At 48.1% G+C, this 14,247-nt stretch carries 13 protein-coding genes; 2 read left to right on the plus strand and 11 right to left on the minus strand.

The window, feature by feature from the left end:
- Nucleotides 1-7: 7 nt before the first annotated feature.
- The gene (gene carA / locus ACXAG2_RS02180) at nt 8-1,138 is read right to left on the minus strand and encodes a glutamine-hydrolyzing carbamoyl-phosphate synthase small subunit (RefSeq protein WP_474864454.1); all 1,131 of its coding nucleotides are present in this window, start codon (nt 1,136-1,138) and stop codon (nt 8-10) included.
- Nucleotides 1,139-1,418: 280 nt separating this feature from the next.
- The gene (gene dapB, locus ACXAG2_RS02185) at nt 1,419-2,219 is read right to left on the minus strand and encodes a 4-hydroxy-tetrahydrodipicolinate reductase (protein WP_474864234.1); all 801 of its coding nucleotides are present in this window, start codon (nt 2,217-2,219) and stop codon (nt 1,419-1,421) included.
- 214 nt (nt 2,220-2,433) lie between these two features.
- Between dapB and ACXAG2_RS02190 the strand changes: the two genes are divergently transcribed.
- On the plus strand, nt 2,434-3,117 hold the full coding sequence (locus tag ACXAG2_RS02190; RefSeq protein ID WP_474864236.1) for a cytochrome b/b6 domain-containing protein: 684 nt from the start codon (nt 2,434-2,436) through the stop codon (nt 3,115-3,117).
- Nucleotides 3,118-3,237: 120 nt separating this feature from the next.
- Here the strand turns inward: ACXAG2_RS02190 and ACXAG2_RS02195 are convergent, their stop codons facing one another.
- The 9 genes from ACXAG2_RS02195 to ACXAG2_RS02235 form a co-directional block, all read right to left on the minus strand.
- Nucleotides 3,238-5,127, minus strand: a complete 1,890-nt coding sequence (locus ACXAG2_RS02195; protein ID WP_474864238.1) for a propionyl-CoA synthetase — start codon at nt 5,125-5,127, stop codon at nt 3,238-3,240.
- Nucleotides 5,128-5,266: 139 nt separating this feature from the next.
- A complete protein-coding gene (locus ACXAG2_RS02200) occupies nt 5,267-7,810 on the minus strand; it encodes a putative bifunctional diguanylate cyclase/phosphodiesterase (protein ID WP_474864239.1) in 2,544 nt (847 codons plus the stop codon).
- Nucleotides 7,811-8,013: 203 nt separating this feature from the next.
- A complete protein-coding gene (locus ACXAG2_RS02205; RefSeq protein WP_349587535.1) occupies nt 8,014-8,496 on the minus strand; it encodes a c-type cytochrome in 483 nt (160 codons plus the stop codon).
- 223 nt (nt 8,497-8,719) lie between these two features.
- Nucleotides 8,720-9,340: a LysE family translocator gene (locus ACXAG2_RS02210; RefSeq protein WP_474864242.1), complete on the minus strand. Its 621-nt coding sequence runs from the start codon at nt 9,338-9,340 to the stop codon at nt 8,720-8,722.
- A gap of 50 nt (nt 9,341-9,390) precedes the next feature.
- A complete protein-coding gene (locus ACXAG2_RS02215; RefSeq protein ID WP_474864243.1) occupies nt 9,391-9,816 on the minus strand; it encodes a GNAT family N-acetyltransferase in 426 nt (141 codons plus the stop codon).
- Nucleotides 9,817-9,829: 13 nt separating this feature from the next.
- Nucleotides 9,830-10,069, minus strand: a complete 240-nt coding sequence (locus tag ACXAG2_RS02220) for a helix-hairpin-helix domain-containing protein (protein WP_474864245.1) — start codon at nt 10,067-10,069, stop codon at nt 9,830-9,832.
- Between the two features lie 156 nt (nt 10,070-10,225).
- Nucleotides 10,226-10,762, minus strand: coding sequence for a DinB family protein (locus ACXAG2_RS02225; RefSeq protein WP_474864247.1), 537 nt, complete (start codon nt 10,760-10,762; stop codon nt 10,226-10,228).
- Between the two features lie 53 nt (nt 10,763-10,815).
- Complete coding sequence (locus tag ACXAG2_RS02230) at nt 10,816-11,001, minus strand: hypothetical protein (protein ID WP_474864248.1); 186 nt, start codon at nt 10,999-11,001, stop codon at nt 10,816-10,818.
- Between the two features lie 215 nt (nt 11,002-11,216).
- Nucleotides 11,217-12,197, minus strand: a complete 981-nt coding sequence (locus tag ACXAG2_RS02235; protein WP_474864249.1) for an IS5 family transposase — start codon at nt 12,195-12,197, stop codon at nt 11,217-11,219.
- A gap of 360 nt (nt 12,198-12,557) precedes the next feature.
- Here ACXAG2_RS02235 and recN point away from each other — a divergent pair, with 360 nt between their 5' ends.
- Nucleotides 12,558-14,240 (plus strand): DNA repair protein RecN, encoded by a 1,683-nt coding sequence (recN, locus tag ACXAG2_RS02240; protein WP_474864250.1) that lies wholly within the window; start codon nt 12,558-12,560, stop codon nt 14,238-14,240.
- Nucleotides 14,241-14,247 lie beyond the last annotated feature (7 nt).

A 14,247-nucleotide genomic window follows, 5' to 3' on the forward strand; every position in this document is an offset into this window, starting at 1 on the left:
CTAATTCCTACTGTTTCGCTTGTTCAATGAGTTCGATGAAATGATCGAACAGGTCTGCAGCTTCGTGCGGACCAGGACTCGCTTCAGGGTGGCCCTGGAAGCTGAACGCTGGCTTGTCGGTACGATGAATACCCTGCAGCGATTTATCGAACAATGAGACGTGTGTGACTTCAAGATTATCTGGCAGAGAGGATTCATCCACAGCAAAACCGTGGTTCTGACTGGTGATCATCACTGTGCCTTTCTTAAGGTCTTTAACCGGGTGGTTGGCACCGTGGTGACCAAACTTCATTTTCACCGTTTTTGCACCGCTGGCCAGTGCCAGCAGCTGATGCCCCAGACAGATACCGAATACCGGAATGTCTTTTTCAAGAATGGTTTTAATCGCTTCAATGGCGTAGTCACACGGCTCAGGGTCGCCGGGGCCATTTGATAAAAACACACCATCCGGATTCAGAGCCAGTACGTCAGCAGCAGGCGTTTGCGCCGGCACCAGTGTCACTTTACAGCCACGGTCAGCCAACATACGTAAGATGTTGTTCTTCACGCCGTAGTCGTATGCAACAACATGGTATTTCGCTTCAGCTGGCGTTACATAACCTTCACCCAGCACCCACGTGCCTTTGGTCCAGGTTTTCACTTCCTTAGTGCTAACTACTTTGGCCAAGTCCATGCCTTTTAAGCCCGGGAACCCCTTAGCAGCGTCTAATGCTTTGGCTTCATCTAAATCGTCACCGCAGATGATACAACCGTTCTGCGCACCTTTGTCACGAAGGATACGTGTTAAACGACGGGTATCGATATCCGCAATACCTACCACGCCTTTGGCTTCGAGGTATTCAGATAATGTTTGTTGGTTTCGAAAATTACTGGCTACGAGGGGAAGGTCACGAATGATTAGACCTTTAGACCAGATTTTGTCTGCTTCGACGTCTTCAGAATTGGTACCGGTATTACCGATATGGGGGTAAGTAAGTGTAATGATTTGTTCAGCGTATGACGGGTCGGTGATGATTTCCTGATAGCCTGTCATGGAAGTATTAAAAACAACTTCCCCAACGGCAGAACCAGTGGCACCAATTGCCGTACCTTTAAAAACTGAACCATCCTCTAACACCAAAAGGGCAGAATTAGCCAAGTCAACCTCCAGATTAAGGATAACCGACGGTTTATTCAGTGGCATGAATAAACCCCACAAAAAACGGGAGGTAACAATAATTTTACTTCCCGTTTACGATACTTTGCAGCTAATAAAACGCGACCCGGACAGGCCGGAACGCTAAATTTTGGCAAATTCCAAGTATTATATAGGAGTTATCAGCAAAGGTCTAATTCAAATTTAGAAAAATATGAAAAACACCTCATTAACTGATTTTTCAGCGTCTAACCTCAGAAAAGCCTATTTATCTGATGAATAATTACGCCAGTCCAATGACATCATTCATGCCATATCGTCCATTTTGCTTACCCGACAGCCACAAAGCCGCATGTACTGCGCCTTTGGCGAAGGTTAAACGACTGGATGCCTTGTGTGTAATTTCCAGACGCTCGCCCAGATCAGCAAACAACGCGGTGTGTTCTCCCACAATATCACCGGCCCTTACGGTGGCAAAACCGATAGTTTGATGTTCACGGGGCGGTTCTTTCCCTTCACGACCGTAAACAGCACATTCTTGCAAGTTTCGCCCTAAAGTATCCGCAATCGCTTCACCGATGGCCATAGCCGTGCCTGATGGTGCATCCTGCTTAAAGCGGTGATGTGCTTCGAGGATCTCAATATCTGCTGTATTGCCCAGTGCTTTAGCCGCCTGCTTCACCAGCGACAGCATGACGTTTATGCCCACGCTGTAATTCGCTGCGAAAACCAGCGGGATTGTTTTTGCTGCTTCGTCCAGCGCCTTTAACTGGTCCTGCGACAAACCTGTGGTACCAATAACAACCGGCTTTTTGTGCTCTGTGCACCAGGCCAGATTGCTGTCGAACGCGGCCGGTAAGGTAAAATCAATCACCACATCAACATCGTCAGGGTTCAGTGATGAAATCGCACTGCAGGCAATGCCCTGCGTACCGATCCCGGCGAGTTCGCCAACATCGATGCCTACCCACGGTGAGTCATCACGGACCGTGGCAACAGATAAATCTGCATCGTCATTTTCACGTAATGCTTCAATCAGCACACGTCCCATACGCCCGTTGGCGCCTAAAATAGCTACTTTCATATCAGGATATTCTCAGTCTGTTTTCCGGCATTTTGCCTGAGCGCAGACAATTTTCAAATGCTCACAGGTAATTAGCGTAGAATATGGTATAACCATCTGCAGTCATGCCATTTCAATTTACCCGCAGAAAATCTGCATTTACACTGTGTTGCATCAATATAAAACCGTACTTTATCCGCTACGATAATCGTGCTTCTGCAGAAAAGGATTCAACATGGAAAAAAAGCTGATCTGGGATATTCCTACCCGACTGTTTCACTGGTTGCTCGTTTTCTCCCTGGCCGGGCAATATGTCACCGCTGAACTGATGGACAACGCCATGCAATGGCACTTCTATCTGGGCTACTTTACGCTCGGGCTGATTATTTTCCGGCTCATCTGGGGGATTGCCGGTTCGGATTACGCAAAGTTCAGCCAGTTTATTTATGGTCCCCGGGCTGTATTACGTTATGCCGGCTCCTTATTTAAGCGGGACTCAGAAGCACACGCAGGTCACAACCCGTTGGGCGGCTGGGTTGTTATCATCATGCTGTCACTGGTTGCCGTGCAGGCGGTAAGCGGATTATTCATGACTGACGACATTTTCCTTGACGGTCCCTGGCGCGCCGCAGTAGAAGACTCAACGCTGAAAACCATGAGTTATTTGCACAATAACGTATTCAATATTCTACTGGTAGTCATTGCCCTTCATATTGCAGCGATTGGTTTCTATGCCGTGTATAAAAAGCAAAAACTGGCACCGGCCATGGTGCACGGAAAGAAAAGCACCAATAAAGCCGGGATCCCGTCATCACGTCTGCTGGCTGCTGTTGTTGTCGCGCTTATCAGTGCCGGCATTGTGTACTACGTAGTAGAAATCGCGCCGCCTGAAGCAGCAGAAGAAGAATATTACTACTGATCTTTTACTTGGCTCAGCTACACAGCCAGATGTTACAAAGCCGCCTTCACAGGCGGCTTTGTCGTTTTATCTCTCATGCAGTAAGCGCTAAAGCTGCGCTATTATTTTACCAGCCCCTGCTTATGATTTTACCAGTCCCTGTTTTTGCATTATTTCCTGAATTTCCGGCACACTGGCCGGGTCATCAATGGTAGATGGTACTGCCACTTCATGGTTGGCGGCAATCTGACGTAACAGCTTACGTAAAATTTTTCCCGACCGGGTTTTAGGTAACCGGGGCACCACCACCGCACGATGAAAACAGGCCAGCGGACCGATTTCCTTTCTGATCATCGCCACCAGCTCCTGTTGCAGGGTGTCTTCGTCAATATCCACACCATCTTTCAGCAGCACTAAACCCACCGGCACCTGCCCTTTTAAACTGTCATGAACGCCTATCACACTGCATTCTGCCACTGCCTGATGCGCCGCCACAATTTCTTCCATTTCACCGGTAGATAAACGGTGACCGGCTACATTAATCACATCATCAGTACGCCCCATAATAAAAACATAGCCGTCGTCGTCTTTAAAACCGCCGTCACCTGAGGTGTAATAATCCGGATAAGCTTCCAGATAGGCATGTTTGAACCGTTCACAATCACCCCAGATAGTCGGCAGACAACCCGGCGGCATCGGCAGCTTTATCGCAATTGCGCCCTGCTCTCCCGCCGGTAAAGGTTTACCGGTGTGATCCAGCACTTGCACATTAAAGCCCGGCACCGGAACGGTTGAGGAACCCGGTTTAACCGGTAAGTCTTCAAGTCCTGCGGGATTAGCACAAATGGCCCATCCGGTTTCAGTTTGCCACCAGTGATCGATCACCGGTTTGCCGGTTTTATCAACGGTCCAGAGATAGGTGGGCGGGTCGAGCCGTTCCCCGGCCATGAAAATCGTCTTCAGTGAGCTGATGTCATATTTTTCGACTAACTTTGCATCAGGATCTTCTTTGCGAATTGCGCGGAACGCCGTCGGGGCAGCAAACAGCGCCTTAATTTTATATTCTTCCGTCATGCGCCAGAACGCGCCTGCATCCGGCGTTTTTACCGGTTTGCCTTCATACACAACCGTAGTACACCCATGCAAAAGCGGTCCGTAAACGATATAGGAATGTCCGACTACCCAGCCAACATCCGATGCCGCCCAGAACACCTCACCCGGTGACATATTGTAAATAGTGTGCATGGAATACTTCAGCGCGACAGCATGACCACCGTTATCCCGCACAACCCCTTTTGGTTTTCCCGTGGTGCCCGAGGTATAAAGAATATAGAGAGGATCCGTTGCCTGCACCACTGTACAGGGCGCAGGTGTGGCTGTTGCCATTGCGGTATCCCAGTCTGTGTCGTCTGCGCTGAGTTCTGCCATTTGCTCAGGACGCTGAAAAACAATAACCGAATCCGGTTTGTGCGCCGACAGACTGATTGCCTCGTCGACCAGCGGCTTGTAGGGGATCACTTTCGTCACCTCAATGCCGCAGGAGGCTGTCACCAGCACCTTAGGCGATGCATCCTCAATGCGCACAGCCAGCTCGTGGGGGGCGAAGCCTCCGAAAACCACCGAATGAACAGCACCGAGTCGTGCCGATGCCAGCATAGCAATGACAGCCTGCGGGATCATCGGCATGTAGATAACAACCCTGTCGCCCTTCTCTACACCTTTACCGGCCAGCACAGAGGCGAATTTTGCGACTTCTTCATGCAACTTGCGGTAGGTATACGTTGCCTTCTTTCCCGTAACCGGTGAATCATAGATAAGCGCAGGCTGGTCACCCCTGCCGTTTTCAACATGATGATCCAGCGCCATGTAGCAGGTATTCATTTCCCCGTCAGCAAACCAGCGATAAATGTCGTTGTCGTCTTTCGACAAAATGGTTTCAGGAAAACGGGACCAGGGCAGCGCCTGCGCCTTTTCTTTCCAGAATGCTTCCGGTGATTCAATTGCCCTCTGATATTCTGTGGTGTACGACATAACGGCCTCGCGAATGTTGTTCCGGTACAATTAATGTAACCATTAATGAAAACTTTTAACTTGATTTACATTAATATAAAAACAACAAAAAACCGCATAAGACTTGGGTCGCAAATTTTTGCCTTGTGCTGACAGAGAATCAGTTCACAAGGCGGGCAATTTTTCCTTTTGCACAGGTAAAAAGCAGGTTACGCCAGGTTTCTTCTTCCACCGGTTTGGACAGATAAAAACCCTGGAAGATATCGCAGCCCCGGCGGGTGAGGTACTGGATCTGAATTTCGTTCTCAATCCCTTCCGCTACCGTTCTCACGCCCATGGCACTGGCCATTTCAATGATGGTATTTACGATGGGCACGTCATCACTTTCAAAATTGATTTCATCAACAAAATAACGGTCGATTTTCAATTCAGTAATGGGTAGTTCTTTAAGGTAACTCAGGCTGGAGTAGCCGGTACCAAAGTCGTCAATGGAGAAAGCAAAGCCGAGTTGTGACAACCGCTCGATGCGTTTTCGCACCAGATCAATGGTAGTAACCAGTGTGGTTTCCGTGATCTCCAGCACCAGCTGTTCCGGGTTAATCTGCCACTCTGAAATCGTTTCCAGCAGCCGGTCAGAAAAATCAGCACGGGCAATATGCCTGCCACTGATATTCACAGAAAGGGTCGTTTCCAGCCCCTGAGATTTCATTTCTGACAGCAGGCGGCAGGCTTCGTTTATTACCCAGTAACCAATATCCACTACGGCATCACTTTCCTCAGCAATGGGGATGAATTCACCGGGACTGATGAAGCCCAGCCGTTTCTCATTCCAGCGCAGCAGTGCTTCAGAAGACAAAATACGACCGTGCTTGTCGTACTGGGGTTGCAGCACTAAATAGAATTCGTTGTATTCCAGAGCATGAGCAAAACTCTGACTGATGTAATTGTGTCTGTCGTAGGCATTAAACTCGTTACGCTCCAGGGTGACACGGCCGCCCGGTCCCTGCTTCTTGGCCTGCCTCGTACCGAAATCCAGAATACCGGTAATTTTCTCATAGCTGGCATCCTGCGCGTGAACATAGGTCGATGCCAGCGAGGTTGATACCAGTTGTGAATGACCATGAAGGGTAAACTCTTTGCCTAACTCACTGTGCACGCCCCATTCTATAGAATCAATCAGATCCATGGTGGCAGCATCTTTTGACTCATCAAAGGGTTCTTTAAACAGAATATAAAATTTATCCCCCAGTCCGCTGTATACCTGAAAACGGGAGGAAATGGCTTTTTTGATACGTCCGGCGAAAATTCGCAAAATGTAATCACCGGTCTCTTTGCCGAATGACAAATTAAACTGGGCAAAATTATCGATATCCAGCATACAGCAGTACATTTGCCGTTTAGTGGTTTTCGCGGCGATGATCAGACGGCGTAAATCCTTTTCGAAGGATTTGATATTAGGCAGATGGGTAACCTCATCAAAAAAGGCGATTTGATAGATGCTGTCCACCGCCTGTTTACGCTCGGTAATATCGCGGATCACGCAAACGAACTGCGACTGACTTACCTGCTCAACTTCAGACACCGACACTTCAATAGGAAAGGTTTTGCCCTGACGGTGCTTCGCCGACAACTCTTTACCAAAAATAGCGCCAAGCCCCGGCCGCAAGTGCTGACGGACAAACTCAATCTGCTCATCATCAGGCGGCCCAGGCAGTAAATAGGAAATGTCTTCACCGATAACCTGCTCAGGCTCGTAACCAAAGAGAATTTCAACGGTCTGGTTGGCAGTAATGATGGTGCCCAGCTCATCAACGGTCAGTACCGCATCATTCATGCTGTCCAGAATCGTGTTTAAGTATTCGATGTAATTCTGTTCTGTTTCCGACAGGCGCTTGTGCTCAGTAATGTCCTGAACAGAGCCGAAAATCTTCACGATTTCACCGTTCTGCTTTCTGGCCTTGCCAGACAATTTCACCCAACGTTTATGTTTTTTGCGGGTGATCACAGGCAGTTCAAACTGATAACTCACTCCGGAGGCCAGTAGCATCTGTATGGCTTTAATCAGCTTTCGTCTGGCTTCAGAGGGAAAACAGGAAAGAATACGGTACAGGGTAACGCGGGTATCTCTGGCGAAATCGAACAGCCGGTAGGTTTCATTAGTCCAGTGTATTTGCTGGGTTTGTACATCATAGTCCCAGCCGCCGGTAGACGACATCTCGGAGACTTCATCAAACAGCGACAGTCTGTCGTGAAGTAACTTCAGGCTGCCCTCACGGTGCAATGATGCCGATTCGGCAATCAACCCCACACGCTCACCACTAAGCTCCAGAAAGGCCATATCGTAGTCTGATGCTTTCTGGTGCGGAAAATAACAGGCGACAAAAAGTGCAATGTCGTCGTGTTTAACAACCTGAACCGCCAGTGAGAAAAATGCTTTTGTCGTTTTATCTTTAAAGCTTACGGGCAAACACGGAGAGGCGCCGGTTTGTTCCAGTACACAAGCGACGGGTAATGACGCGGTGTCATTCATTTGCCAGAAAAGAATTTTACCCTGTAAGGATGCTGCATGCTCCTGCTCTGCCACTGTGGCAACAATAATACAGGCGTTCTCTGCGGCGGTATTCTGAATAAGCGAATTCAGGACGTCCGAAATCCGGGAACGTCCTCCATGGCTTATTTCATCCGTTAACCACGACTCATCCATATACCGGCATTCCTCTCATGAATCACTAAAAATCTTTCCTGCGGCGATCACCCCCCTTAAGCATAGGAAAAGAACCATTTTTCTACAAACAGAGGTTTGTAAATTGCGATATCATGCCGGAATACGACGTCTAAAAACGCGAATGGCCGCTATAAGCGGCCATTAAATGAACATTACGGATAATCCGTACCGTTTTTTATTGATTAATCAGCTTTGTAATCGTCGTGGCAAGACTTGCAGGTACCGCCTACTTTACCGATTGCCTGAGCGAATTTGCTTTCGTCACCTGCCGCAGCAACAGTCTGTAAATTAGCAGCAGCAGACTTCAGCGCGCTGATCTTGCCTTCAAAATCAGACCAGTTTTCCCAGATCTCATCTTTTGCTTCGGTGTCTACATCAAACTTGCGCGTATCAACCTTTACGTAATCTGCCATCATGTCAGCCAGTTGTTCCAGACGCATTGCATTGGTCTCAATAACTTCCTGATTAAACGGGATAGCGCCTTTCGCCATGCCGCCCAAAGGCCCCATGTTGCTGGCTACCAGTGTGTAAAGCGCATGTCTGTACTTGGTTGCCGCTTTCGCGTGTTTTTCGTTCATTGCAGCTTCCTGAGCCAGAACGCTGCCGGTTGTCAGGCTTGTAACCACGACTGCTGCCATCAGGCCGGTCTTGAGCAGTTGCTTCATTCTTTTCTCCATTAAGATACGGTAAATGTGGTGTGTGATAGTTTACGCATCCGTCCCTGCGGACAAGCTTACTTTACCCCTGATCCGGTTGCAGTTTCCAGGGTCATATCATGTTATTTGTTACACTAAATCTATATTCGCGCAAGGTAATGTACGACAAGCGCATTAAATACGAAGTTGAACGAATTTTCTTCACTCCAGTAACGGGACGACGCCACTTTCTTTAACGTTGCTCACTGAACGCCAGTTTCAGCCCGAGCGCAGCAAAACTGGTGGCAAAGAATTTCTGTATGAAAACACTCACCTTCTCAGACTTTAAAACCCGGGCGCTGAATAAACCGGATAACCCGCCGTAAACCAGAAAAACAGCAAAGGTCATAAGCATAAACACGGAGCCGTGAAGTAACATACTGGCGGCAATGGTACTGTCGCTGCCGGTGATAAATTGAGGCAGAAATGCCAGAAAGAAAATAGACAATTTCGGATTCAGGATATTCAGCAAAAATCCCTTTATCATGAAACTTACATACCCTGCCTCACCCTGCGCTTCACCGGACACCGCCAGTGGCCCGGACGAGCGCCACATTTGCCAGGCCAGATACAACAGATAAGCACACCCGGCATATTTCACTACCGAAAAAGCTACCGCACTGGCATGGAAAATAGCGGCCAGACCGAAACTACTGGCCAGCAGCGCAGGAATAATCCCCAGCGTACAACCCAGCGCAGCAAAGAAACTCGCCCTTTTTCCATGGCAAAGGCCCGTTGCCACGGTGTACAACACACCCGTGCCCGGCATCAGCACCATGACCAGAGACGTTAATAAAAATCCGGCTGACAGCATTGTTCTCTCCTTTTCCTTCAGGTTTCTGAATGGGTAGATGCTTTCAAATCTTAATCCGTAATAAAACGGCTCATTCCGTGTCCCAGCGGCTCACCATTTCGCTCAGTGAAGCCGTATTTGGCGTAAAAGCCTTCTTTTCTTTTTGCTGCTAACAGGCCCGCTGTTGAGCCGGCCTGGCAATGTTCTGCAATGTATCCGTTTATTGATTCCATTATCCGGGCTCCGAGCCCGAGTTCCTGAAAATCAGGATGCACGATGACATCCTGAAGGTAAAAGTACATCGCCCCGTCACCAATCAGCCGCCCGCAGCCAATTAGCGTTTCCTCTGAATACAAACAAACCCAGAACAATGAATTATCAATACTCTTCTGAATGACTGCCACCGCAGGATTATTCCACCCTGCAGTCTCCCGCAAGACAGCAAATGCTTTCGCGTCGGGCGGCCGGGTGATTAAAGTGATATCTGATACTGGCATGCTTCCACACCGTTCAGTTGCTGATTTCTGTTCTTGCTTGTTGGATTGCGGCATCCACCGCCTCCACCGCTTTAGTATTCGTCCAGCATCTCGATTGCAGCATGGAAGATACCAGTGCGACGACTTCTGAAGCATTGTGGCTGGCGAGTTTTTCAAAGGAATCCAGCCCAACTTCCTCAAAGCGCTTCAGCACTGTTGGACCTACGCCTTTGACTGCAAGTAAACAACTTTTTTCTTCTTCCGTGAATGGCATTTGCCTTGTTCCTTCATCTGTGAATTTTGATTCATCGCGCTCTGCTTCAAATTACCAGTTTCCGGTTCTGAACGCACCTGGCAATTCATTCAGATTAGCTTTGCAGACCATAGTGTTTATCAGATATCTTTTTGCGGATGCCTGAGAATAACCCTGTTAAATTTCTTCTTTGATCAGCGCAAGTAAATCGGTAACCCCAACATCCTCACCCGCCTGCGATAGCAAAGTAGATACCTGACCACGGTGATGGGTTTGATGATTAAAGAAATGAAGAAGCAGACTCGCAAACCGCTTGTTAGCAGCGATGCCTTTTGTGTTCCGATAGCTGAGCACGAAATTCAGATCGTCAGCGGTCAACGCACCAGTCCATTTGATTATCTGATCGTCCAGCCAATACCTGCGCTCAGATAATGCCTCAAAGTCGTCATAGAGAATGTGATCAAGGCTTGCCGGTTTCGGAAGGTCAACAATGTCGAGCAGCAAAGACTCACAGGATGGGTGTGTGGCAAATCGTTTCAGCCAGATAATGTCCGCGACAACAATATGATTAAGCGTGCCCAGCACAGATCTGAAAAAAGCACCGCGATCTGCCGTTAAATCTTCCCGGCTTAGACGCCCAGCAGATTCATAAACCTTTAAATTCATCCACTGATTATATTCAGCCAGTAAGCAGAAATGACTTTCCAGACTCATGAAACAAACCTTACACGAATTTGGCCGCGAAACATTGCACTATCAGGCGGCGATTACTTTAACGACAACTTGTGTTCGCAACTTACCACAGCAGCACAGAAACCTGAGAAAACAAAAGCCAGTACAGAAACGAAAATTGCCACAATGCCTCCGAAAGCCATACCAAAACCTTCATGAGAGACGACTACGCGGAGACCAATGCCGTCGTCCTCAAGAGGAAGTGGTGCAGACAGGTTCATAGCAATATTAAAAACAATCAGCGCTACGACTTATACAAACACGGCCGCAGCGGTCAACGCAATGAACCTTGCTGAGTAAAGCAAAATACGCAGTTTAACGCTTAGTTAAGCCGCAGCATCACCTGTCTAATTTTTAAACTCTAATTTTGCAGTTTAGGCCAATATACCGCTATTTTAGGCCGGATTTCGACCTTATTCCGGGCTATTCCCGGATTTCAGACAAATCTTGGCTGTCGTCGTAGCATTTGGTCTACTTTAAACAGGTTCGCCAAGGTGAATAACATGGCTAACTGTGAGTCATTTTTCATCAGCCCTTTATAACGTGCTTTGAAAAAGCCAAACTGACATTTGATAATGCGAAACGGGTGCTCAACCTTGGCCCGGATGCTGGCTTTTAAATATTCGATGTTAATGGCCGTTTTGTTTTTGCGGGGATGCTTCTTCAGCGCCCGAACTTTGCCGGGACGCTCAGCAATTAGCCATTCAACATCCGTGTCTTTAAGTTCTTCCCGCTTTTCTGCGCCTTGATATCCAGCATCGCCAGAGATGAACTCCTCACCGCCATGCAACAGGTTCTTCATCTGATTCAGGTCATGCTCATTGGCGGCGGTGGTTACCAATTTATGGGTGAGGCCACTCTTGGCATCCACACCAATATGGGCTTTCATGCCGAAATGCCATTCATTACCTTTCTTGGTCTGATGCATATCCGGGTCACGTTCACTCTTTTTATTTTTAGTGGAGCTGGGGGCTTTAATAATCGTGGCGTCCACCAGTGTGCCCTGCGTCATCATGACACCGCACTCCGATAGCCATTGATTGACGGTTTTGAATAATTTGCGAGTCAGCTTGTGCTTTTCCAGCAAGTGGCGGAAGTTCATAATGGTAGTACGGTCAGGAATGGCTTTATCCAGCGACAGTTGTGCAAACTGACGCATCGAAGCAATTTCATATAACGCATCTTCCATTGCTTCATCACCAAGGCTATACCATTGCTGCATACAATGAATGCGAAACATGGTCTCAAGCGCATACGGACGGCGACCATTGCCTGCTTTAGGATAAAAGGGGTCAATCACTTCCAGCTGTTGAGACCACGGCAGCAGGTTATCCATTCTGGATAAGAAAATTTCTTTTCTCGTCTGGCGACGTTTGCTAGAAAACTCACTATCGGCAAAAGTTAACTGTTGGCTCATGGGCTGTAATGGCTGTGATTTACTATGCAGCTATGATCTCACATTCAGCACTTATTCGCATCTTCCCTAATGATTTTCGCTCAATATTCGTAACCAATAAGCGCATACCCTGAACCACTGTCTAAGTGTAATTCTCAGGGATGAAATGACTATATTTCGCTCTAAGCGAACATCGACAAAATCAGATACTTCTGTAAAAGGCATCACTTAAAACCTTCTCCAAACCAAACTACCTGCCAAGAACTCCTCAAACACGGCCGTAGATAACAACATTTTCATGCCGCCTTAAAAACTTCACTTTACACAGCCAAAATACTGTATATATTTACACATACTGTATAAACATACTGCGGTGAACACATGCTGGTTAATCTGTCGATCAAAAATTTCGCTGTTGTTAAGCAATTATCTGTCAATCTTGAGTCGGGTATGACGGCCATCACCGGTGAAACCGGTGCGGGTAAGTCTATTGCCATTGATGCACTCAGCCTTTGTCTGGGTGAGCGGGCCGATGCCGGCGCGGTGCGTAAAGACGCGCCTAAAGCTGAAATCGTTGCCCATTTTAATCTGAAAGGCCATAAAGCGGCACTGGCCTGGCTGGATGAGCAGGAATTGCTGGATGAAGATGACGACAGCTGTTTTGTACGCCGTGTCATTTCCCGCGAAGGCAGATCGAAAGCGTTCATTAACGGCACACCGGTATCGCTGCAACAGCTGAAACAGTTCGGCCAGTACCTCATTGCTATCCATGGCCAGAACACGCACCTTCAGCTTTTGAAAGACGATTACCAGCGAAAGCTGGTGGATCAGTATGCCGCGCATCCTGCCTTGCTGAGCGCCGTGTCAGATAACTACCGCTTGTGGAAGCAGAAGCAATCGGAACTGAAAAATCTGGAAACACAGGCACAACAGCGTGCTGACCGCCATCAACTGCTGGCCTACCAGGTCCAGGAGCTGGATGAATTTGCCATTGAAGATGGCGAATTTAATGAGCTTGAAATTGAGCACCGCAGGTTGAGTAACGGCCAGACATTACTGGAACAGGCGCAAACGAGTTTTTATAACCTGTATGAGAATGATGAGGGTAATGCGTTATCCATTATTCAAAATGGTCTTGACCGTCTGTCTGAGCTGGAAGAACACGACAGCGCCCTGACGCCGATTATTGCCTTGCTGAACGATGCCTCTATTCAGGTGGAAGAAGCGGCCAGAGAATTACGCAGCTATTGCGATGACCTTGAAATAGATCCTCTGCGGCTGCAACAGGTGGAATCCCGTTACAGCAAAGCCATGGAACTGGCACGTAAGCATACTGTGATGCCTGAAGAACTGTACGGGCATCATCAGGCACTGGCTGCAGAATTTGCCGGTCTGGAGCAGGATGAGAATCGTCTTGAAGATTTACAACATGAGGTCGTTGAAGCAAAAGAAGTTTACCGTCAGGCCTGTGAGGCACTTTCGGCATCAAGGCAGGTTGCTTCGGTTAAGCTGGCAGAAGCGATTCAGGGGCAAATCCGTCAGATGAATATGCCTCATGCGGTAATCGATATTGCTGTCGATTATCAGGAAGACAAAACGCCTGTAGCGTCTGGACTGGATGATGTGACTTTCCTGGTATCCACTAACCCCGGTCAGCCGGCAGACAAGCTGGAGAAAGTGGTGTCGGGCGGTGAACTGTCTCGTATCGGGCTTGCCATTCAGGTACTGACCAGCGACAAACACGCAACACCGACCATGATTTTTGATGAGGTCGATACAGGGATCAGCGGCCCTACCGCCGCCATTGTAGGTGGTTTATTACGCCGGTTGGGTAAAGTGAGTCAGGTTATGTGTGTTACGCACTTACCTCAGGTTGCTGCACAGGCCCATAACCAGTTGTTTGTGACCAAGTTCAGTGATGGCAGTACAACAGAAACACAGATGTTGCCATTAACGAAGCAGGACCGGATAGACGAACTGGCCCGGTTACTTGCCGGTGACAAGGTAACCGAATCAGCACTGGCAAATGCCAGAGAACTGTTAGAAAGTGCAGAATCGAACTAATAAGCGG

It is taken from the genome of Alteromonas sp. ABH4_456 (assembly GCF_056160645.1).